The sequence below is a fragment of the Clostridium sp. AM27-28 genome (assembly GCF_003480955.1).
GTDB lineage: Bacteria > Bacillota > Clostridia > Lachnospirales > Lachnospiraceae > Otoolea > Otoolea fessa.
In genome coordinates this window covers 53,000-75,372 of record NZ_QUJT01000014.1, presented here as the reverse complement: position 1 = coordinate 75,372, position 22,373 = coordinate 53,000, and the positions used below count along the sequence as shown (strand labels likewise).

At 51.4% G+C, this 22,373-nt stretch carries 18 protein-coding genes, 2 tRNA genes and 1 other RNA gene; 1 reads left to right on the top strand and 20 read right to left on the bottom strand.

Annotated elements, in window-relative coordinates; all coding sequences use genetic code 11:
* Window positions 1–545: 545 nt before the first annotated feature.
* The 8 genes from DW720_RS13950 to ffs all read right to left on the bottom strand — a co-directional run bounded on the left by DW720_RS13950 (window position 546) and on the right by ffs (window position 8,975).
* Entirely contained in the window at window positions 546–1,280 is a 735-nt protein-coding gene (locus DW720_RS13950) for a CvpA family protein (RefSeq protein ID WP_107001682.1), read from the bottom strand.
* Window positions 1,265–2,089 carry a Cof-type HAD-IIB family hydrolase gene (locus DW720_RS13945; protein ID WP_118473065.1) on the bottom strand — a complete coding sequence of 275 codons (825 nt, stop codon included), beginning with the start codon at window positions 2,087–2,089 and terminating at the stop codon, window positions 1,265–1,267. Before DW720_RS13945 ends, DW720_RS13950 begins: the two co-directional genes overlap by 16 nt.
* A 120-nt stretch (window positions 2,090–2,209) precedes the next feature.
* A complete protein-coding gene (locus tag DW720_RS13940) occupies window positions 2,210–4,456 on the bottom strand; it encodes a hypothetical protein (protein WP_118743127.1) in 2,247 nt (748 codons plus the stop codon).
* Window positions 4,457–4,546: 90 nt separating this feature from the next.
* Complete coding sequence (recR, locus tag DW720_RS13935; RefSeq protein WP_022359051.1) at window positions 4,547–5,146, bottom strand: recombination mediator RecR; 600 nt, start codon at window positions 5,144–5,146, stop codon at window positions 4,547–4,549.
* 3 nt (window positions 5,147–5,149) lie between these two features.
* Window positions 5,150–5,503: a YbaB/EbfC family nucleoid-associated protein gene (locus tag DW720_RS13930; protein WP_022359050.1), complete on the bottom strand. Its 354-nt coding sequence runs from the start codon at window positions 5,501–5,503 to the stop codon at window positions 5,150–5,152.
* Window positions 5,504–5,660: 157 nt separating this feature from the next.
* Complete coding sequence (dnaX, locus tag DW720_RS13925) at window positions 5,661–7,280, bottom strand: DNA polymerase III subunit gamma/tau (RefSeq protein WP_118743126.1); 1,620 nt, start codon at window positions 7,278–7,280, stop codon at window positions 5,661–5,663.
* 17 nt (window positions 7,281–7,297) lie between these two features.
* Window positions 7,298–8,377 (bottom strand): ATP-dependent 6-phosphofructokinase, encoded by a 1,080-nt coding sequence (locus tag DW720_RS13920; protein WP_118473071.1) that lies wholly within the window; start codon window positions 8,375–8,377, stop codon window positions 7,298–7,300.
* Between the two features lie 335 nt (window positions 8,378–8,712).
* Window positions 8,713–8,975, bottom strand: an RNA gene (gene ffs, locus DW720_RS13915) — signal recognition particle sRNA large type.
* A gap of 272 nt (window positions 8,976–9,247) precedes the next feature.
* On the opposite strand from ffs, the gene DW720_RS13910 reads away from it, so the two are divergent.
* Window positions 9,248–10,273, top strand: a complete 1,026-nt coding sequence (locus DW720_RS13910) for a branched-chain amino acid aminotransferase (protein WP_118293773.1) — start codon at window positions 9,248–9,250, stop codon at window positions 10,271–10,273.
* Between the two features lie 55 nt (window positions 10,274–10,328).
* On the opposite strand, the gene tadA is transcribed toward DW720_RS13910, so the two are convergent.
* The 12 genes from tadA to yabP form a co-directional block, all read right to left on the bottom strand.
* Complete coding sequence (gene tadA / locus DW720_RS13905; RefSeq protein WP_347474755.1) at window positions 10,329–10,829, bottom strand: tRNA adenosine(34) deaminase TadA; 501 nt, start codon at window positions 10,827–10,829, stop codon at window positions 10,329–10,331.
* 204 nt (window positions 10,830–11,033) lie between these two features.
* Window positions 11,034–12,395, bottom strand: coding sequence for a DUF6128 domain-containing protein (locus DW720_RS13900; protein WP_118743125.1), 1,362 nt, complete (start codon window positions 12,393–12,395; stop codon window positions 11,034–11,036).
* 139 nt (window positions 12,396–12,534) lie between these two features.
* Window positions 12,535–12,620, bottom strand: a tRNA-Leu gene (locus DW720_RS13895).
* Window positions 12,621–12,653: 33 nt separating this feature from the next.
* Window positions 12,654–12,735: transfer RNA gene (locus DW720_RS13890), tRNA-Tyr, on the bottom strand.
* A 156-nt stretch (window positions 12,736–12,891) separates the two neighbouring features.
* Window positions 12,892–15,057: a glycoside hydrolase family 13 protein gene (locus DW720_RS13885; protein ID WP_118743124.1), complete on the bottom strand. Its 2,166-nt coding sequence runs from the start codon at window positions 15,055–15,057 to the stop codon at window positions 12,892–12,894.
* Window positions 15,058–15,645: 588 nt separating this feature from the next.
* Window positions 15,646–17,454 carry an ATP-dependent zinc metalloprotease FtsH gene (gene ftsH / locus DW720_RS13880; RefSeq protein ID WP_333490970.1) on the bottom strand — a complete coding sequence of 603 codons (1,809 nt, stop codon included), beginning with the start codon at window positions 17,452–17,454 and terminating at the stop codon, window positions 15,646–15,648.
* Between the two features lie 57 nt (window positions 17,455–17,511).
* Window positions 17,512–18,036, bottom strand: a complete 525-nt coding sequence (hpt, locus tag DW720_RS13875) for a hypoxanthine phosphoribosyltransferase (protein ID WP_022360393.1) — start codon at window positions 18,034–18,036, stop codon at window positions 17,512–17,514.
* Entirely contained in the window at window positions 18,029–19,420 is a 1,392-nt protein-coding gene (tilS, locus tag DW720_RS13870; protein ID WP_243023775.1) for a tRNA lysidine(34) synthetase TilS, read from the bottom strand. The genes hpt and tilS overlap by 8 nt, the downstream gene beginning before the upstream one ends.
* A 264-nt stretch (window positions 19,421–19,684) precedes the next feature.
* Entirely contained in the window at window positions 19,685–21,103 is a 1,419-nt protein-coding gene (locus DW720_RS13865) for a SpoIIE family protein phosphatase (RefSeq protein WP_107001691.1), read from the bottom strand.
* Window positions 21,104–21,268: 165 nt separating this feature from the next.
* Window positions 21,269–21,619, bottom strand: coding sequence for a septum formation initiator (locus DW720_RS13860; RefSeq protein ID WP_233430281.1), 351 nt, complete (start codon window positions 21,617–21,619; stop codon window positions 21,269–21,271).
* A gap of 1 nt (window position 21,620) precedes the next feature.
* Window positions 21,621–22,019: a spore cortex biosynthesis protein YabQ gene (yabQ, locus tag DW720_RS13855; protein ID WP_107001692.1), complete on the bottom strand. Its 399-nt coding sequence runs from the start codon at window positions 22,017–22,019 to the stop codon at window positions 21,621–21,623.
* A 10-nt stretch (window positions 22,020–22,029) separates the two neighbouring features.
* On the bottom strand, window positions 22,030–22,314 hold the full coding sequence (gene yabP / locus DW720_RS13850) for a sporulation protein YabP (RefSeq protein WP_022360387.1): 285 nt from the start codon (window positions 22,312–22,314) through the stop codon (window positions 22,030–22,032).
* Between the last annotated feature and the right edge of the window lie 59 nt (window positions 22,315–22,373).

Genomic DNA, 22,373 nt, shown 5'->3' with positions numbered 1-22,373 from the left:
TTTCAGGGTTTTACATACTGTTCAGTTTTCAAGGTTCTTTGTTGTTGTCTCATTGACAGCTCATTTATATTACCACAAGCGGTTATCTTTGTCAACAACTTTTTTATTTTATTTTTCGCAACTGAGCTTTCGCTCAACAGCTTGAATATCATATCATAGGCAGTTGTCGTTGTCAACTATTTTTTCTTAATTTTCAAAACATTTTCGCAAATAAGAAAACCTGTGATATTCGATTTTCCCTGCATATGCAGACCAACGTCAAAACACGTTAGAGTTAGAGTTTACCATTTCAGCATTAACTTGTCAAGGGATTTTCACTTGTTTTTTCGCTGACATATTCCATGCAGAATCATTGCGCATCCTCGCGAAGCGTTTATCTCAGCCGAAGACCCAACTCCCACTGAGACAAATTTGCTATTACTCGCCACCTAAAGAGGTGGGTGTCTTCTCGACTGAAATAAAAAATTTGGCACACCTAACTCATCACTAAGTAGCGAGAATGCGGTGTGCCGTTTTTCAATATCACAGTTTTTCTCTATACGCTTTTAAATAATCCGTTTCACAACACCCATCAGGATGCTTCCAAGCATATTGTGGTCATACAGCCAGGTCAGCCAGATATTGCTTTCTATCTGGTTCAGGAAAAGTTCACCAATCGCCGTTGCCGAGAACAGTGTAATAAGCAGTGCTGCAATCCAGACGAAAAAGATCCCTTCCGCGCCCCCCAGCACGGCACCTGCCAGACGGTTCAGCCCCGATATGATCGGCAGCCGGGAGACCACATTGAGCGATACGGACAGAACACGCAGTCCGCCGAACACGGCTGCAAACAGCAGAAAAAAACTTATAATATTGATCAGGCTGTTTGCCAGATAACGGCTGACGTAGTGGGTAAAGCTGCTTACACCCAGCGCCTCGTAAACTTCGCTGTTATTATTCTCCAGAAGCGCATCCTTTAACTGTTCCGGAAGCTCCATTTCTTCAATAATACTGCGCTGTACGGATGGCGGCGCCGCGTCAGCTGCCTCATTTTCCGCCTCATCGTCCTTTTGGATAAATTTCGTCACGCTGTCCTCCACCGCCTGATAGACCACCTCATTGCTGCGAAGCAGATTCGCGACAGACGGCGCACCAAAATGAACCACCCCCAACGACAGCACCAGGGAAACGGCCGAGACTGCCAGGCGGACAAATCCGCGGTAATGCCCGTACAGTACCATGGAAACCAGATAGACTGCCACCACCACGAACAGCCAGTTTTCTTTTATATAAGCACCCATTGTCTGATCGCCTCCGCTACGCCCTCTTCCCGGTTCGAAGCGGCAATCCGGTCTGCGCGTTCCTTTAAAAATGGGGCGCCATTTTCCATCGCCACGCCGATTCCTGCTGCCTCCAGCATGGGCCAGTCGTTTTCGCCGTCTCCAAATGCCATCGTCTCCTCCGCTTCAATTCCCAGATACTGACAGAGATTCCGCAGCCCGCTCCCCTTTGTGATGCCCGCCGCGTTGAGTTCCAGATTCCACGGAAGCGAGGAGGTCACCAGAACCTCCGGCATCGCTTCCAGCTTTGCCCGGACTGCCTGCTTGCTCTCCCGGTCCTTAAAATTTAAATTCATCTTCTGCACCGGGCATTTTTTCTCCCGCAGATACTCCACCATGTCAGTAACTGCCCGGCGCGTCGCCCGGATATAGGCGCATTCACGTTCCGGTATCCCGTATTCTTCCAGCTGTGCCAGCAATCGCGTCTCGCTGACGCCGCCCTCCGATACATACATATCGTAAATAACCGGATGCCGGCGCAGCACCTCAATCACCCGGATCGTCTCTTCCCAGCTCAGGCAGCTTTCCGACACCCAGGTATTTTTCCCGAAATCCCGGACGACCGCCCCATTTGTAAATATGCCATAGTGGACGCCCGGCAGGCTCAAAACCTCCTCTGGCACTGCCGGGAGCGCGCGCCCGGTCGCCGGGACAATCTCAATTCCCCGCTGCGCGCACAGTTCCATCACCTGTCTTGTTTTTTCCGACACGTGCATTTTTTCATTTAACAGTGTCCCATCTAAATCGAGGGCTATTAACCGTGTTCCCATCTTTCTCTCCCGTATCTCTTTTTACTGTCCACTACCAGAAAACGCTGCCGGGAAGCATTCCCCCGCAGCGCTCTCTTTTACTAATTAGTTTTAATTTTAAAATTTCTCGAATTGTTTTAATTAATCAAAGAAATGTTTCTCTTTCAGAATCAGAAGTCCATCCTTATCATATTTCGATGAGAACAGTCCGCTGAAGGATTTCTTCTCCGCCTTATCTGCAGCTTCCTCGATCAAATCTTCGGCACTTGTCTTGGTAAGCGGTTCTCCATCCTCCTCCATCATCTCAGCGCGCTCGTACAGAGCCAGCATGCTCTTTCCCGAAATACTGCAGTCGATCTCCGATGCATATTTGCAGGCATACTGAACAAACTCCTCAACATCCATATCGCCGGACTTTTTGGACGGTTTCTCTTCCGGCTCATCCTCTGGATAATTGGAATACTCGTCGTCTTCGCGTTCGTCTTTATAGCTGTCTTTGTAATCGTCCTTATAATCATCACGATAGCCGCCACGCGCATAATCATCCTCCGGCTCATACTCGTCCTTCTCGTAGTGATCTTCTTCGTCTTCATACTCCGGCTCGTCATCGCGTCTTGCCTCTTCCTGACGGCGCAGTTCTTCTCTCTGCTGCTCTGCCAGACGGCGATCTTCCTCCGCTTTACGCGCTTCTTCTGCCTCTTTGGCTGCCAGTGCCTGTGCTTCTTCCTTGGCGCGCTCTTCTTCCTCACGGCGGGCTGCTGCTTCCTGCTGTCTGCGTTTTTCCTCTGCCTCTTTTTCTGCCTGACGGCGGATCTCCGCTTCACGCTCTGCCTGACGTTTTCTGGCTGCTTCTGCTTCCTGCTGCGCCTGCTGGCGTTTCAGCTCTTCCTCGCGCGCCTGTGCCAGCTTCGCTGCATCGTCTTTCTGGTTTTCACAGCCGATATACTGGAAACGCTCTGCTAATGCCGGATATGCGCGGTGCATCTGCTCCAAACGTGCCTGCGTATCAATCAGAACAACGACCATGCCGGTTTCATCCTGTGTCATCAGTTCTTCCAGCTCTTCCACCGTCAAATCGTCCAGATCAGCTGCATGCTCGACCACCAGATCCTTGCCTGCCAGGCGCTCCGCCACCGATGCGATGCCGCGATGGGAAAGGTTTGCACCGCTGATCTTGGCAACCGGATGCTTGGTTCCCAGCTCGCGGTGAATCTTTTTCAGGGAATCAAGTGCCATCGCAAGACCGGCTGCCGGATCTTCCGCCTCGATCATCAGATGATTTGATTCCTTGATCTCCTCTTCTTCCTCTTCCGGTTCGAAATCCCAGTCTTCCACTATGGTTTCCTCTTCCTCTTCAAATTCATGAATCGGAGCTTCCTCGCCCTTTTCCTCTGCCTCTGCCGGTTCCAGGTCGCGGAGATTCCTGAAAACACGTGTCTCCCCTTCGGATGCGCCCTCTTCCTCATCGTAAGGCTTGATCTTGGACACTTCTTTTGCCAGCGCTTCTTCCGCCTGTGCTTCATGAAGGCTTGCTACTACATCCTCGTCCAGCGCAGTCTTTTCTACTTTCTCGTCCGCCGGTTTTGTCTCGGCTTTCGGTTTTCCAGCCTTCTCTTCTGGCTCTGCCTGCTCTGACTGTCCCTCCGGCTCATTCTCCGGTTCGTCGTCCAGCTCTGCCTCCGGCTCATCCGTATCCAGATACTCTCCTTCCGGCTCCGGCTTGCGGTATGTACCGTTCTTGTACTCTTCTTCCACCGCACGCAGCTTCTCTTCGTACTTCTCGCGGTTTTCCACCAGATCCATCTGATATTTCGTCAGCGGCGCATACTGAAGTTTCAGTTCCATTGCCTTGTCCACATATTTGCCAAGACCGAACATCAGCATGATCTTGTCGCAGATCCGCACACAGTCGTCCGCCTGGTTCGCCTGATGATAAAGCTCTGCCAGGTGGTACAGCCATTTCTCATCCAGCTCTTCCTGACAATATCTCTCCAGAGAATTGATCTGCTGCTCTAACGGCGCATCCTTCGCCTCCAGAATCAGGAAACGAAGCAGGTACTGGCGCGGGTCATCGCCGGACAGCTCACAGAACTCCCGGTAATATGCCTCTGCCTCCTGAATATTATTTTCACGCAGTGCAAGGTCGGTCAGCTTATATAAAAGCCCCTTTCCAAGCGGCGCTCTCTCATATGCCAGCAATAAAATATCCTTGGCATCCTGATACTCTGCATTTTTCTCATAAATCTGGGAAATCATCGTAAGCAGGCTGGTGCTGCGTACACGACGCCAGTCGATGGTATCGGCGATCTTCATCGCCGTCTCGAAATCTCCCTTGTTAACCAGTTTCTTAATCTGCTCTACCTTGATGTTAAACTCGTATTTATCCATCTTATGCATCTCCTAACTTCCTGCCGCGGCAGAAGTTTTATTGTTACTGTTCACGCATACGTGCCCAGTAACGTTTTATTTGCTCACCGGCTACAGCTCTGTACGCCCATCCAGCGCGCGCAGAAGCGTTACCTCATCAATATATTCCAAGTCGCCCCCGACCGGAACGCCGCTGGCGATTCGCGTCACCCGGATCCCTGTCGGCTTAATCAGCTTGCTCAAATACATCGCGGTCGTCTCGCCCTCCAGGCTTGAGTTGGTTGCGATAATGACCTCACGAACCTCCTCTTTCTGCAGGCGAGTCATCAGCTCCTTGAGCCGGATGTCGCCCGGCCCGATCCCCAGCATCGGGGAGATCGCCCCATGCAGCACATGATAGACCCCGTTGTATTTTCCTGTCTTTTCATATGCCGCCAGATCGCGCGTATTTTCCACCACCATGATCGTCTCATGATCTCGCCGGTCGCTGCTGCAGATCGGGCACAGTTCCTTATCAGTCAATGTGCAGCACTCCTTGCAGTAACGCACATTCTGCTTGGCTTCCAGAATCGCGCCGGACAAGTGCCTGACCTGTTCTTCCGGCATATTGATGATATGAAATGCAAGACGCTGCGCCGATTTACTTCCGATTCCGGGAAGTTTTGACAATTCTTCGATTAGCTTGCTAATCTGGCTGCTGTAATAATCCATCACTTAAAACGGGAATCCGCCTCCCAGACCGCCAAGGCCACCGGTCAACTGGGACATCATCTGGCTGCTGTCCTCTTCCGCCTGACGGAATGCCTCGTTGGTCGCCGCCACAATCAGATCCTCTAACATCTCGATATCATCCGGATCCACTACTTCCTCAGACAGTTTCACCGAAAGAACCTCTTTTTTACCAGATACGGTCACGGTTACAGCGCCGCCGCCTGCGGATGCGCTGTACTGCTTCTCCTCCAGCTCTTTCTGCTTCTCTTCCATCTGGCGCTGCATTCTCTGCGCCTGCTTCATTAAATTGTTCATATTGCCCGGCATACCGCCTGGGAAACCGCCACGTTTTGCCATGGTGTCATTCCTCTCTTTCACTTCTTTTTATTTATATTCAGACTGGCTGCCGATTGCAGCCGGTTCTATATATCATATAAACCCACTAATATCATTTATCTGCATTTAATCACAGCTTCTTGCATTACAAAACAAGGCTCATCTTTGGCAAGCTCCACTACACGGAATCATCCTCTTCGACAATCACATCGGTATGGATTGCGTTCTTTAAATCCTCATCACTGACATAAACCGTTCTTTGCGGCACAGCAGATGATTCTAAACGGACTTTAAATTGCAGAGTCTTTTTGTATTTTTCTTGCACTACTTCCTGCAAATTTTTAAGCTCAGGCTCCCGATTGATAATTCCAAACGTATTTTCATCTGTACACACAATGCAAAGGCAGCCTTCGCCCGCCGGTTCTACACTTGTCTTGGGAAGACTGAGTCTAATCGAACCCACAAGCTGGCTCAGGGACGCAATCCGTCCCCATTCTTTCCGCATCAGCATCAGATCTTCGTACTGTGCCGGTGGAAGGGATACCTTCTTCGGCTCAGGCGGCGTTTCCACCACAGCCGTTTTGGAGGATACCGCCTGCCCTGCTGCCGATGCAAGGGACGCCAGTTTCTGTAGATTGTCCGGCATTTCCTGCATTTTCTGCTCTAATAGCGTAATCCGCTGTAAAATGGAATCAAGATTCTGTTCCATCGACGGCGTCGTCAGCTTGATAAAGGCAATCTCCACCAGAATCCGCTTCTGTGACGCGTAGCGCAGCTGCCCGGAAAGTTCCGAGAAAATACGGATGTAACGCATCAGCGTTTCCGTATCAACGCCTGCCGCCTCTTCCTTTAAAACTGCCAGATTTTCCTCCGACATATCGAGCATATCGCCCGGTTCGTCGGTCGTCTTGGCAATCAGGAGATTTCGCATATACCAGACGAAATCGTTGACAAGCTGCGAAAGATCGCGCCCCTGGATGATCATTTCCTCAATCTCACGGATGCACGCCTTCGTATCACTTGCAAGCACCGCCTGAAACAGCTTGCTGAACACGCGGTTATCGACCGCGCCCAACACCTCGAGCACATTGTCATACGTCAGCTTTTCCCCGAAATGGAATGCCACGCACTGATCGAGAAGACTTAACGCATCTCGCATCGAGCCATCCGCCGCACGTGCCACATACCTAAGTGCCCGATCGTCTACATCGATCTGCTCCGCCTGCGTCAGCTCCGCCAGCCGTCCCGCGATGGTATCGATCGAGATCCGCTTAAAATCATATCTCTGGCACCGGGACAGGATCGTGATCGGGATCTTGTGGACCTCCGTCGTCGCCAGGATAAATATAACGTAGGACGGCGGTTCTTCCAGCGTCTTTAAGAGCGCATTGAACGCGCCAATCGAAAGCATATGAACCTCGTCAATGATGTAGACGCGGTAGCGCCCGTCCGTCGGCGGGTACTGCACCTGCTCCCGGATATCGCGGATATTTTCCACACCATTGTTGGATGCCGCATCGATCTCCACCACATTGAGGGAAGCTCCTTCCGCAATCTGGCGGCACATACTGCACTCGCCGCAGGGGCTGCCGTCCACCGGATGTTCACAGTTGACTGCCCGTGCAAAGATCTTGGCAATACTCGTCTTACCGGTTCCGCGCGTCCCGCAGAAGAGGTACGCGTGCCCGATCCGCCCGGAGTTGATCTGATTTTTCAGGGTCTTTACGATATGGTCCTGACCCCGAACCTCTTCAAAGGACGTCGGACGCCATTTTCTGTACAGTGCTGTATATGACATAAACTACTACTTCCTTACTATTCGTCGCCGAAGCTGATGCCTACATCCTTAGCTTCCCGGATAATATCGCTCTTCGGATCGACCATCTTTAATTTACCGGCAATGTCCGCGAGCGGAATTTTTTCAATCTTATTGTTGTTTAAAGCGACCATATAGCCGTATTCTTTGCGGCGGATCATCTCTGCTGCCTCCGCGCCGAGGCGCGTCGCAATCACGCGGTCATACGGACATGGCTCGCCTCCGCGCTGCATATGCCCCGGAACCGTCACACGGATCTCCTGCCCCGTCCGCTCGGAAATCTGGGCGCCCAGCTCGTAAGCGACCGACGGATAAACCGGTCCATTTTTCTTCTTTTCTTTTAATTCTTTCTTGGTCAGGGCTGCATTTTCCTTGGAAATCGCGCCCTCTGCGACCGCCAGAATCGTGAAATTCTTGCCATTTTTAGTACGGCTGCGGATCGCATTTACCACCACATCAATATCATACGGGATCTCCGGCAGGAGAATGATGTCAGCTCCGCCCGCGATGCCTGCATAGAGCGCCAGCCATCCCACCTTGTGGCCCATGATCTCCACGATGAAGACTCTGCCATGAGACGCCGCCGTCGTATGAATACAGTCGATGGCATTGGTCGCTACATCAACCGCACTATGGAATCCAAACGTAAGATCGCTGCCCCAGAGATCGTTGTCTATGGTCTTCGGAAGAGAAACGATATTGAGTCCTTCCTCCCGCAGCAGATTTGCCGTCTTCTGGCTGCCGTTGCCGCCTAAAATGACGAGGCATTCCAGTTTCAGCTTGTAATAGGTGTGTTTCATCGCTTCCACTTTATCCAGACCGTTCTCGTCCGGCATCCGCATCAGCTTGAAAGGCTGTCTGGAAGTTCCCAGAATCGTACCTCCGCGTGTCAGAATCCCGGAAAAATCCGACTGTTTCATAATCCGGTAGTCTGCATACATAAGACCTTTATAGCCGTCTTCAAATCCAACTATCTCTATGTCATCAAACATTTTGTACAGCGATTTTGCCACGCCTCGCATCGTCGCATTTAAGCTCTGGCAGTCGCCGCCGCTGGTTAACATACCGATTCTTCTCATGAGCGCTTTCCCTTTCTTCATAACCGTCCAGTACCTTCACAGTTACCCTTATTCTAAGTTTCCAACAACCCCCATATCAGGATAAACTACACCCATTTTGTAATTATAATACAATCATATCCCGCGGGCAAGAAAAAATTCCTTACAAATATCATAGACATAAAAATACCGGGATACGCGCTTTTAATCTGCCCCGGCACGGTATTCCTACCCCCTGGCAAATCAAATTCCACATATCCCGGCTATATTCACACACCTGCAAAAATGCTTGTTTCTGTATCTATTATTTTCTATTTTTTATTCATAGGAAGCAATTTCCTATGAAATAAAAAAATCCGCACGCCCGGCTTCGAACGTATGCCATGGACGTTACCCTGACAGTTAACTCGGTCCAGGCTGCCTTGCGGCACACAGAAGCTTCTGCTTAGTGCTGCTGCATTCCTGCCCTGACACGGTTCACAGATTTCTGTTGCGCAAGACCCAGACTTCAACGCCACTTTTCAGGGGCAGCCCCACAGTAAAAACGCCCTCGGTCGGACAACACCCCTGCTATAGCGGATTGCAGGTACAGGGCACCGCTAACTCCCCGGCTGTGCGGAAACTTTATGACTTGATCTTATATGACGGAATGACCTGCAGACCGTCAGCCTGTTTAGTATACATGGCAGCCGCCGTTTTGTCAAGCCGGAGCTTGACTAACAAGCATTGTATAAAAATACACAAGAATACATTTTATTGTTTTTTTATCATTTTTTATCCCAGAATCTTGCAACAGAAGAAAGAAATCATTATAATAGGTATAAATCTAGCGACTGCAAAAAGTCAAACAGTTACTAAATCATAAAATTCTGTAAGATTGGAGCAACGATTATGGAGAAGAAAAATATCGACTGGAGCAACATCGGTTTCGGCTATATGCCAACGGATTACCGCTATGTTTCCATGTACCAGAATGGTTCCTGGGACGAAGGCGTCCTTACCTCCGACCCGAATATTACCTTGAATGAATGCGCCTGTGTTCTGCAGTATGCACAGACTTGCTTCGAAGGTCTGAAAGCGTATACGACCGAGGACGGCCATATCGTTACGTTCCGTCCTGACTTAAACGGCGAGCGTATGGAGAATTCCGCAAAAGGTCTTGAAATGCCGCCATTCCCAAAGGAGCGCTTCGTAGACGCCATCACAAAAGTAGTAGAAGCCAACGCAGCATTCGTACCGCCGTATGGTTCCGGTGCAACCCTGTACATCCGCCCGTATATGTTCGGTTATGATTCCATCATCGGCGTTAAACCGGCAAACATCTATCAGTTCCGCGTATTCTGTACACCGGTTGGCCCGTACTTCAAGGGCGGCGCTAAACCGATCACCATCCGCGTCAGCGATTTCGACCGTGCAGCACCTCACGGAACCGGTCACATCAAAGCCGGATTAAACTACGCGATGAGCCTGCATGCGATCGTCGATGCTCATAAGAACGGTTTCGATGAGAACATCTACCTGGATCCGCAGACACGTACCAAGATCGAGGAGACCGGCGGCGCAAACGTTATCTTTATCACCAAAGACGGCAAGCTGGTAACTCCGAAGTCCAACAGCATCCTTCCGTCTATCACACGCCGTTCCATCCTGCAGGTTGCAAGAGATTACCTTGGCATGGAGACCGAAGAGCGTGAAGTATACTTAGACGAAGTAAAAGATTTCGCAGAGTGCGGCCTGTGCGGTACCGCAGCTGTTATCTCTCCGGTTGGCAAGATCGTTGACCACGGCAAGGAAATCTGCTTCCCGGCAGGTATGGAGAAGATGGGTCCGGTTACCCAGAAACTCTACGAGACACTGACCGGCATCCAGATGGGTCACATCAAAGCTCCGGAGGGCTGGATCCACGTAATCAAATAAGGACTGTATTTTTCGGTTTGAATGGGAAATATGGAATGCAAAAAGCTGGTGGAAATCATTCACCAGCTTTTTCTTCTTTCTTCTTTTTTCTCTTTTCACGCAATTCTTTGAAAAATTCTTTCAACATCATCGAACATTCCTCGCCCAAAAGTCCTTCTTCTGTCTCCACCTGATGATTGAATCCTTTTTCATCCAGAAGATTCAGTACCGAACCGGCGCAGCCGGCTTTCGGGTTCATGGAACCGATGTAAACTTTTGGAATCCGCGCCTGCACGATCGCCCCTGCGCACATCGGGCACGGTTCCAGCGTCACGTACAGCTCGCATTCTTCCAGGCGCCAGTCGCCCATGCGCTTGCACGCTTTTTTGATTGCCGCGATCTCCGCATGTGCCAGCGCGCTATGATCGACCATCCGACGGTTGTAACCCCTGCCGATGATTTTGTCCTCATACACGATCACGCAGCCGATCGGCACTTCTCCGAGCGCCCAGGCTTTCTTCGCCTCGCGGATCGCCGCTTTCATATATTTCTCTTCCCGTGTCAATTTTGCTGCCACTGTTTTTTCCTCTTTCTTGTTTTATATATTTCTATCTTTTCCTCCATTCAAATTTATCCGCTTCCAACAACAGACATCCTTATCTCAGTTTCCCGGCAAGTTTGCTCCGCTGCCAACCAAACACCTGAAAGCATTTGACCTATATCCATCCTACTCAGAAAAGCTATCCTCTGTCAAGAGTTCTGTAAAAGGAGCGACCGGCTTTTATGTAAAATTCAAATCCGTATACCAATACCCGAACCGGCTGTCGCGCGGCGGCTGGCGGGTGGAACGGACAAAGCGGTCAAAGCCGAACATCGCCGCCATATATTTTTCATTGTTTCCATAATGTCCCGGCACGCCCAGAATGTAGCGCCCCCGTTCGCCGGGTTTCCCCAGTCTCGCCAGAATCAGATATCGGTAGTTGTAGTAACCGTGCAGAAGAAAGCTGTTATTTCCATACACCCAGTTTTCCCGCGGCAGAAGCCCGATATCCTGCGGTTTGATTACCAGAATCTCGCAGCCGTCGGCGCATTCGAAGGCGGTTACTTTGGGATAGGCAGCACGCAGACGGTTCCAGAGGGACTCGGCGGGATCTTCTTTCGAAAATTCCTTGGATGAATCTGGTTGCGGTTGTTTTTGATTTTGAGAGTCCGACCGAAATGCCTCTTGATGGTCTGGTGGAGAATCTGGAGGCATTTCTTTCCGGACTTCCCAGGTGGATTCTTGAGAATCTTTCCGTCGCGCCTCTGTCTGCGCTTCCTGAAAGGATTCCTGAGAACTTTCCTGCGGTGTCTCCGTTTGCACTTCTTGAGTGGATTCCTGAAAACTTTCTTGCGGTGTTTCCGTTTGCGTTTCCTGAACAACTTCTGCCTCTTGATGATCGGATGTTTCTGAGATATCTGGAACCGCTTCCATGGTTTCCGTGTCCTCGAAAATCTCCAGGTTTGAATCCTCCAGCTTTTCTGGCTGGGGCTGGCTGATTCCGAAGTCCGTTTCGTTTATATTCACAGCTTCTTTCTTCTCTGTCTCCGTGGATGTGTCCTGACTCTCCATTTCTCCCGACCGGGTAAGTTCTGACGCCTCATCCAATTTTTCTTTCCCTACAGACGCGCTGTTCACTTCCCCAGATACATTCTCTGCCAGTTTCCGCGTTGCCTCTTCCTTCTCCGCTTCCTGCTCCCGCACTTTCTCAGCAGTCACATCCGCCAGCTCAACCTCTGCCGCATGCGCGACGGCATCTTCCCAGATCGTCGTATAGGCACGCCATGCGCTGTCCGTCTCATGAAGAGTCAGACCACAGCACTCTTCCATATTGCAGCCGCTTCCTTCAATATTTTCACAATTGACGACGGCACGGAACTCCCCATTTCCGCCACGGACAAACAGGGTGCCGATACGGATCTCCTCCTGCCCTGCCAGAAGGTATACGCCGATCGGGCTGCCGCCCGCAAAGACACGGCGGACGCTGACCTGAATCCGGCAGGAAGTTCCCCGCGTCTCCAATTTCGCAAATCCCGTATTTTTCCCTTTGATTCCGCCCTCGTATGCATAGATATATGATATTAACCGATGATATGCAGACATGTTTTCACTCCTTTGCTTTGTATTATATGCAAAAGAAGCGCCGGTTTATGACAGGATTTCTATATCCCGATATAAACCAACGCTGCAAATACGTCCGTATAACGCAAAATCGGGAACAGTTAAAAACTGTTCCCGATACTGCCGGCGACCGGAATCGAACCGGTACGAAGTTTAACCCTCGCAGGATTTTAAGTCCTGTGCGTCTGCCAGTTCCGCCACGCCGGCATCATGATTACTCATGACTGGCACAAAGCCAAATGGATGGAGGTGGATTCGAACCACCGAAGCGAGACGCAACAGATTTACAGTCTGCCCCCTTTGGCCACTCGGGAACCCATCCAAAATTGCTCTGACAGTTGAAGATTATAACATGGCTGTCTCAAAAAAGCAAGTGTTTTTATATATTTTATTTAATATTTTTATTTCCATTTTTTCCTGCTTTTGATTCTTCTCGCTCAACTGCCAGAAATCATATATCTTGTCGAAGCCACATTTCCTACAATGCCGTATCATTTCCCGTCAAAACGATACTTCCGACCGGTGGGATTTTCACCTCGATATAGCCGTCCTTTATCTCATGTTCAACCTGTCCGGCGTTGTAACCGTCCTCATAGGTCATCATTTCCCGGCGCAGGACCGCCCCGTCGCGCACCCCGATCTGCCAGACCGGAATCTTGAGCGTCAGCCAGTCATCACCTGTATTGACCGCCGTCACGCCGCAGCACGCGCCGCCAGCTCTCTGAGCACTCTGAAAACGTCCATAGGCAATATAGCCATCTCCCGCCGCCAGCGCTTTCAGAGAACCATTTCTAAATGCCGGACAGCGTTTCCGGATGCCGCTCATGTAGCGGTGGAACTCGATCAGCTCCAGGTTTTCCCCGCCCCACGGGTACGTCCGTCGGCTGTCCGGATCGGTCCATCCACAGACGCCCGCTTCGTCACCGTAATAGATCGTCGGCGCGCCCGGCCAGGTCATCTGTATGACAACACCCTGGCGGAAAATGCCATAGCTGATGCCTTCCTCCGCTGCTTTTGCACCTGCCGACGCAAGACGGCCCACCCGGCGGTTTGTCCGCGTCATAAAGCGGGAGTGATCGTGGTTGGACAGCTCGTTCATCGCACACTGCACGGAAGCCGTCGGCATTTCACTCATATGGTAGCGCATCGCCTCAAAAAAGGCACATCCATCCCCAAACAGCGCCGGATTTTCTTCGTCACTGTGCTTCTCCATCCCGGTCAGAAACCATGACAGCGGCTCCATAAACGCATCATAATTCATGACCGTATCCCACTGATCGCCCTTCAGCCAGTCATACGGGCTGCCGTAATGTTCCGCGATCATGACCGCCTCCGGATTTGCCTCCTTGACTGCCGCGCGGAAATCACGCCAGAACTGATGGTTCATCCCGGCACTCCGCCCCAGATCTGCCGCCACATCCAGCCGCCAGCCATCTGCTCCAAACGGCGCCGACACCCATTTTTTCGCAATCCCCAGAATGTACTGGTACAATTCCAGCGATTCCTCGTAATTGAGCTTCGGAAGCGTCGCGTGTCCCCACCAGCCGTCGTAGCTGTCATTAAACGGCCAGGCATTTTCATTGTGGAACTGAAAAAAATAGCGATACGGGCTGTCCTCCGAGACATATGCCCCCTGCGGATAGCCGCCCGCGTGCTGGTACAGAAGTTCCGCATCCAGCCATTTATTGAAAGAACCACAATGGTTGAACACACCGTCCACCAGCACCCGGATTCCCCGCTTGTGTGCTTCCTCAATCAGGCGGGCAAAAAAGGCATCGCTCGCCTCCAGGTTCTGCTCATCCGCCGTCCGCGTCATATATTTATGTGCGCGGTCATTGTCCGTATCTTCCGGGCACACCAGCCCGTCTGCGTCCTCCAGAATCACTCCATAATGCGGATCGATATGGTCGTAGTCCTGACAGTCATACTTATGGTTCGACGGTGATACAAATACCGGATTTAAGTAGATTGCTTCTATCTTGAGACTCTTTAAATAATCAAGTTTATCTAAAACACCCTGCAGATCACCGCCGTAAAACCGTCCCACATCGAGTGTACTGATCGGTTCCTTCCAGTCCGTCACCCGGGTGACCGGCTTTTTCAGATAAATATATTCATTGGTTTCCGTATCGTTTGTAGGATCGCCGTTGCAGAACCGATCCACATAGATCTGATACATCAGCGCGCCCTTGCTCCACTCCGGCACATGAAATCCCGGAATCAGGCGGAACGGGTGCGCCGCCGCATCCTCTGTCAACCCGATCCGGTTGTAAAGACAGACGTTCTCGCCCCAGGTCACCTGAAATACATACGAAAATGTTTTCGTTCCCAGAGTCAGCGCACAGCTGTAATAATCAAAACGGGGGTCTGACTTGTCAGCCATACCGCTACCATCTATGCCTCGATTTGTATCTGCACCGTTCCCAACGCTGCCAGCACAGCACTCCCACGAAAGCCGTTTCATCTGCCACTCCTGCAAAAGCGCCCCGGTCTCCGGGTCATATTCCAGCAGTACAACCGCATCTGCTCCATTTTTCTCTGTTCTGAAATAAAATGTAACGACTTCACCCGCATCTGCCTCCGAAGGACAACGGTAATCCTCTGTCTCGTCGCAAAATAGCGCGTCGCGATTGATCTGCTCCATCTGTTTCCCTTTCCAGCGGTTTCACCGCTTTCACAATCATGTTATTTTCTGCCCATATTTTACAGGATTTCCCCAAATTACACAAGTTATTTTCACACCCCTAATTTTAGGTAATAAAAAAGAATGTGCCTTGGCACATTCGGGCGTCTCGCGCGGTCGCTTGCGACATGTTTCTGCTTCGCGCGAGTGTGCATCCTCGCGGAGCGTTTTTTGTTTCATAGGACGTAATTTCCTATGAAATAAAAAAGGTCAGCGGGGTAGCTGACCTTTTTAGGAGAAGGTATTTCGTTTTATGGGGTGTAGCAAAAACTATATAATGTATTGGGGGGGGTTACGTCTATTATAATAGCATAGGAGCGGAAATAAGTGTGCACAAACATCGTTTTATTTCGATTTCTTTTTTGTGCAAATCAACACTCTCTCCCGAAATGTCCAGCAAAATCCGCCTGAAATTTGCATAAAAGAAGGTGCCACCACTGCCATTTCCATCTATCCGATGGCTGTCCGGGATGTCTCCCGCACATTCTGGCAGCTGACTGGCACCTTTTTTCAGGCTTATTTGCAGACCTGTCTCATGCTTTCAACTTTTTATGCTTCTGTCACCGGAGTTTCAGCTTCCCCTGACGGCTTTTCTCCATCCTGGAACAGCGCTTCAAACTCAGCCTGACCGATCTTCTCTTTCTCCATCAGCAGGGCACAGCAGGAATGAAGGACATCCTCGTGATCGAGAATGATCTGTTTTGCCTTGGCATAGCATTCGTCGATGATGCGTTTTACCTCGCTGTCGATCTCGCTCGCCACTTCCTCGCTGTAGGTTCTCGTATGCGCCAGGTCGCGGCCAATAAAGACCTCGTTGTTGTCTCCACCGTAGTTGATCATGCCCAGTTTTTCTGACATACCGTACTCGGTTACCATCGCGCGCGCCATCGAGGTCGCCTGCTTGATATCCTGGGAGGCGCCGGTCGTGATGTCGTCAAAGATAATCTCCTCGGCGATTCGTCCGCCCAGCGAAACCATGATATTTTGAAGCATTCTGCCCTTCGTCATATGAAGCTCATCCTGCTCCGGAAGCGGCATCGTATAGCCTGCCGCACCGACACCGGTCGGAATGATCGAAACGGTGTGAACCGGTCCCACATCCGGGAGGACATGGAACAGAATCGCATGACCCGCCTCATGGTATGCGGTAATCTTCTTATCTTTCTCGGAAATCACCTTGCTGCGCTTCTCAGCACCGATTCCCACTTTAATAAAGGCTTTCTCAATATCCGTCTGGGTCAGGAACTTACGTCCCTCTTTTGCGGTATTGATCGCCGCCTCATTCATCAGATTTTCCAGATCGGCTCCGGTAAATCCAGCGGTTGTCTGCGCGATGCGGTGTAAATCCACATCCTCGCCCAGTGGTTTTTCCTTCGTATGAACGCCGAGAATCTCCTCGCGTCCCTTGACGTCCGGTCGTCCGACTGCCACCTTTCGGTCAAATCTGCCCGGCCGCAGAATCGCCGGGTCGAGAATATCCACGCGGTTCGTCGCCGCCATGACGATGATGCCCTCATTGACTCCGAAACCATCCATCTCAACCAGGAGCTGGTTGAGCGTCTGCTCTCGCTCGTCGTGACCGCCGCCCATGCCGGTACCACGCTGTCTGGCAACCGCATCGATCTCATCGATAAAGACAATACACGGGGCATTTTTCTTGGCTTCCTCAAACAAGTCGCGGACACGGGATGCGCCGACACCGACGAACATTTCAACAAAATCCGAACCGGAAATCGAGAAGAACGGAACGCCTGCCTCACCCGCCACTGCTTTGGCAAGCAGGGTTTTACCAGTTCCTGGAGGTCCGACTAAGATCACGCCCTTCGGGATGCGCGCCCCGACGCCGGTGTATTTCTGCGGATTTTTCAGGAAATCTACGATCTCCTCCAGTTCCTCTTTCTCCTCTTCCAGACCGGCAACTTTGGTAAAGTTGACCTTGCTGGTCGATACCATCCGGGCACGGCTGCGTCCAAAATTCATCATCTTGGCATTTGCCCCGCCGCCGGAACGGGAATTGATAAACATAAACAGGAAGATCAGGACGCCTGCGGACAAAGCGATCGGCAAGATCACCGTCATAAAATAGCTATCCTGGCGGACGCTGGTGGTCGTGTACGGAACCCCCGCCTTGCGCAGCGCCATCTCTACTTCCTTCACATCCAGCACATTGAATTCCTCCCGGTCGCCGGAGGTTGTCTCAAAAACAACCTCACCGGTCGGCACCTCGCGGTTCGGGCGGATCTGTGCGCTCTCTACGGTCTTATTTTCCAGATATACCATGAACTCCGGATAGCTTAATTCCCGCTCCGTCGCCATTCCAGGGACTTTCAACGAGAAAAACATGATAACGAGCAGCATGAGGATCAGAAGCCCCACGCCTCCCATCGACTGACGTTGTTTCAACTGGCTTCCTCCTTATACTTCCACAACACCGATGTACGGCAGGTTGCGGTATTTCTGATCGTAATCCAGGCCGTAACCTACGACAAACTCATCCGGGATTGTAAAGCAGGTATATTTAACCTGAACCTGTTTTTTCACGCGGCGCTCCGGCTTGTCAAGCAGGGTGCACAGCTCGATATTTTTCGGATTTCTCTGTTTTAATACCTCAATCAGATATGCCAGGGTGCGTCCGGAATCGATGATGTCCTCCACGATGATGACATTCTTGCCCTCCAGCGGCTCGTCCAGATCCTTGATAATCTTTACCACACCGCTTGACTTGGTGTCGGAACCGTAGCTGGATACAGACATGAAATCCAGGGAAACCGGAATAGTCAGGCGTTTTGCCAGTTCGCAGGTAAAGAATACGCCGCCCTTTAAGATACAGATCAGGTGGACTTCCTTTCCCTCATAATCTTTGTTGATCTGTGCTGCCACTTCACTGATCTTCTTGTTTACTTCTTCTTCCGTTAATAATACACGAATCTTATCAGCCACTGCTTTTTCCTCCGTTAAATTCCACCTCAAGGATGGTTTTTGTCTGTTCTGTTATCTTATAATATGCGCTGATCCGGTGCCCCACTATCCACAGGATATGTTTTTCTTCCGCCAGAAGCCAGATTTCCTCCCGCTCCTGTCTCGGAATTTTCTCATCGATCATCCAGGATTTCAGCGTCTTCCGACCGCCGGACGGCAGTGTCAGGTAGTCCCCCGGCTGCCGGTGTCTCAGCGATAAGGTACCTTTTATTCTATCATAGTCAAACCATTTCGTATACTGGTTTTTCGGAAATTCATCCCCATTTTCACAGGGGAAAGTATGCATCTGCAAAAGATTCCCATTCTGGATACCCGGAAGCAAACCCCCTTTTCTTTCCCCTGGATGACTAAGCGGGCGCACTTCAAGAAATCCATATATATTTACCGCCCGGAACCCATGCGGCAGCGAAATACTCTTTCCGGTTCCCTGATGCAGAAGTTCCCGCACCGCCTGCACATGCGTCTCCGTCACGTCCCGGAGCGGCATTTTGCTCTTTAAAAACAACCGCCGCACAATATAGCCCTGCACAATCTCCGCCTGTTCTGCCAGCGCTCCTGCATCCGCTTTTCCGTCCGGTGCATGCTCTTGAAGCCATTCCTCTGCCACCTCTTCCAGATAGGCATCTGCCTGCCGGATGCGTCTGCCCGCCTGGTCGATATGACGAACTGCCTGTGCATTCAGGCGCTCTTCTACCGCCGGAAGCAGTTCATTCCGAAGCCAGTTGCGGCTGTATTCACTCTCCTGGTTCGTCGAGTCCTCGACCCAGTCCTGTCCCTGCTGCAAAAGCCATGCCTGAATCTCACTCCGCTGCGCCCAGAGAAGAGGACGGATGATGCGCCCCCGCACCGGAGCAATGCCGGAAAGCCCGGTCAGACCGCTTCCGCGGAACAGGTTAAAAAGAACCGTTTCCGCATTATCATCCGCATGGTGGGCGGTGGCGATGTGAACCCGGGCGGCTGCCGCCTCTTTTTCCCCCGCATTCTCCGATGTCAAATCCGGACACATCTCTTCCTCCCACGCAAGCGCCGTCTCCTCATACAGGCGGTACCGTGCCAGTCGTCCCGCCTCCTCGACGGAACATTTCCGGTCAAGCGCCTCTTTTGCCGCATCGATACGGAACTCATAAAAAGGAATTTCCAGCCGTTCACACAGCATCCGTGAAAATGCCGCGTCCCGATCCGCCTCCGCGCCGCGCAGCCCGTGATGGACATGGAGCGCCCGCAGGGAAATCTGAAACGTCTCCCGCAGCTTCCAGAGTACCAGCAAAAGACCGACGGAATCCGCTCCCCCGGATAAACCGACCAGAACGCCATCCCCCGGCCTGGTCATATGATTTTGTTTCATATAAATTTCTGTTTGTTTCTGCATTCTTTTATATTTCTTTTTATCCCTCTTAAAAATAAATTCACTCGTAACTGTTCAGTACCTTCACAGTATAACGGATCTCCTCTTATTTCTCAACCTGCCAGATTCTACGTTACTGTTCACGCATACGTGCCCAGTAACGGAATTTGCCGTGGCTTCGCATTTAAATACGGCAAATTCCTGCTGCCACCACGTTTTCTTACGGCACTTTCGGTTCCAAAAGTGCCTACCCGTAAACAGTAACTACCCACGTTCCAGCACCGTCCCGACCAACACTGTGCAGTCATCCACCACACCCCCGTCCGAAAGCCCGGACGCAAACGCCAGGATCTGTTCTGCCAGTTCCTGCGGGTTGCCGCCGGAAAGGTTTGATACAAATTCCATGAACGTCTCTTCCTTGTGTTCCCCCGGCATCGCTTCGAGAATACCGTCGCTTATCATAATGATTTTTTCGCCGTCCCACATTTTCCGCGACATCAGAACCGGCTCCGCGTTCTGTACGATTCCCATCGGCAGCCCGCCTGCTTCCAGAAACTCAACACCCTCACGCCCCAGAATAAAGGTCGGCACCGCGCCCAGCTTCATCGCTTCCAGCACACCTGTCCCCAGATCGATACAACATAGATCAATTGTTGCCGGATTCTGCTCCGTACCCGCCAGCAGAAGCACCGTATTTACCAATTTGAGCGCCGATCGCGCCGAAAATCCCGTCTCCAGCAGGCGCTGGGTCAGCTCAATGACCTTCTCGCTGTCCTCGCTGGCGCTTCTGCCGCTTCCCATACCGTCCGACAGGCTCATAATCACCTGCCCCGGAAGCCCGGTCTGCACCGTACACGTATCGCCTGAAATCGGTTCACCCTCCCTGGGGCTGCACGCCATGCCGTACACCATCCGGTATTTACCTTCTTCCACAAAACGGAAGGTCGCCGCATTGCGGGTGATCAGGCTTTTGCTGTCTTTCGCCACACTCCAGTGGCTTCCGGCGATCGCGCGTCCCAGAAGTTCCGCCACATCCCGCGCCGTCATGCATCGCCCGTTGACGCTGCGGAGTGTGAGAAACGCCTCCTTCTGCTGATTTTCATATTGAAGCACCAGCATGTTGTCCACGCGCAGATGGCTTCTGCGGAGTATCCCTGAAAGCACCTCCTCCCAGGATGCCGTCACATCCGCCGCCTGTTCCATCTGGTTGGAAAATTCCTCCAGAATCGCCGCCAGCTCCCGGAACTGGACGATCACCGCGTCCCGGCTTTCCAGAAAACGGTTTTTCCATCCCAGATTCATCGTCGCCCGCCCGAGACTCCGGTTCAATTCCCGCAAATATGCCTCTCTCTGGGAACAGATCTCATGAAACAGGCGAGGCATGTCCTCCAGGTCGATTTTCCCTTTCTGCTCGAACGTCCGAAGCAGATAATAGAGATAATAACTGTCGTCCCGGCGGCTGCCATAATACAGGTTGCACCGTGTACAATCGCCGCATACCGCCGACGCCGCCGTCTGCATTGCCGCCAGTCCGTCCTCCTTCGTCAGATGCCCCTGCCCGCCGATCTCATCCGCAAACGCCTGCGCCAGACCACCCAGTGACAGCGCCATGCTCTTTAAACGTCTTGCCGTGTAGACGTTGACATCCGCCATATCTCTATGTAAAGTTCTCCGTTTAAGCACAAAAATCCCTCCTAACCTGTATAACGCCATTATATACAGGCTGGAGGGAAATATTTGTCAAACGGAGGGAGCAAAACCAGGGAAAACTTCGACATTTTCCGACCTATCTATGAACACTGCTCCCCCGTGTGCCATACTCCAGGCATTCTAGGATGTGCTGCAAGCCTAATTCGGATTCGACGGCTTAAGCAGGATCTCATTGCGGTTTACAAGTCCCAGCTTCTCCTTCGCTACCTTCTCGATATACTGCTTGGTCTGCACGTATACGCGGTATTCCTCAAGCTGTTTGGCACGTTCTTCTTCTTTCGCAACCTGTGCCTCCAGATTTTCCTCACGAATTGAATAACTCCTATCCTTTTCCTTGAGATCGATGCCCTTGATGTGCACGGCAACCGCCAGACTCAGCACTACCATCGTAACGCCCACAAGCGCCATCCGGTTGTTTAAATTGTCCTTTTTCTTTTTCCGTGCATTCCCACCCGGTCTGCCTTCTGACATCTGTCTACGCACCTTCATCTCACTTCCTTTCCAGATTCTCTGCCTGTCCCCTTGTTGTATGTTCCTTTCCGGTCTTCTGGCTTTTTTTGCCTCTTCTTTTCATTTTAATCCATCTGCTGCATTTTTTCAATACCGTAAACAAAAGACGGCTGCCCGTCCGGTCATAAAACACCATGCCGCCCAGCACGCCCGCCACCGCATAGCCCCGCAGGACTCCGTCATTGTGCCAGAACAAAAGCCGGAACGTCGCAAAGCTGGCAAAGAGCCAATACGCCGCATCCTCCATGCCTGTCCAAAATGAGTCGTGCCGTACCAGCCACCGGAAGATCCTAAGCCCGTCATACATCATCATCAGCGCGATTCCCGTACACACACTGCCGCCAAGCAGCCATATTTCCCCTCTCACCATCCCGCTCATCCGCCACCGCCTAACGGAACAGCCGTCCAAAGAACGACTCCTGCGATTTCCGGTGGGACTCGTTGCAGGAATACGAAAAGCTTTCAAACTCGCCCTCAATATCCACTTCGCCCTTTTCCAACGTCAGACGGCTCACATGCAGCGCCTTCCCACGCACCGTCAGAAGCCCCATGTTTGTATCGAGAATCATCTGGTTCTCATCAAATGACACCACATCCTGGATCCCCGTCACACTCCCCTTTTCCCGGTTCAGAAGCTCCAGCTTGTGAGGTCTGGCATCCAATTTTTCTTCCATGCAAAAAACCTCCCAATTTATCTAACTTATAGCCTATAGCTGCCTATTGTTAAATATAT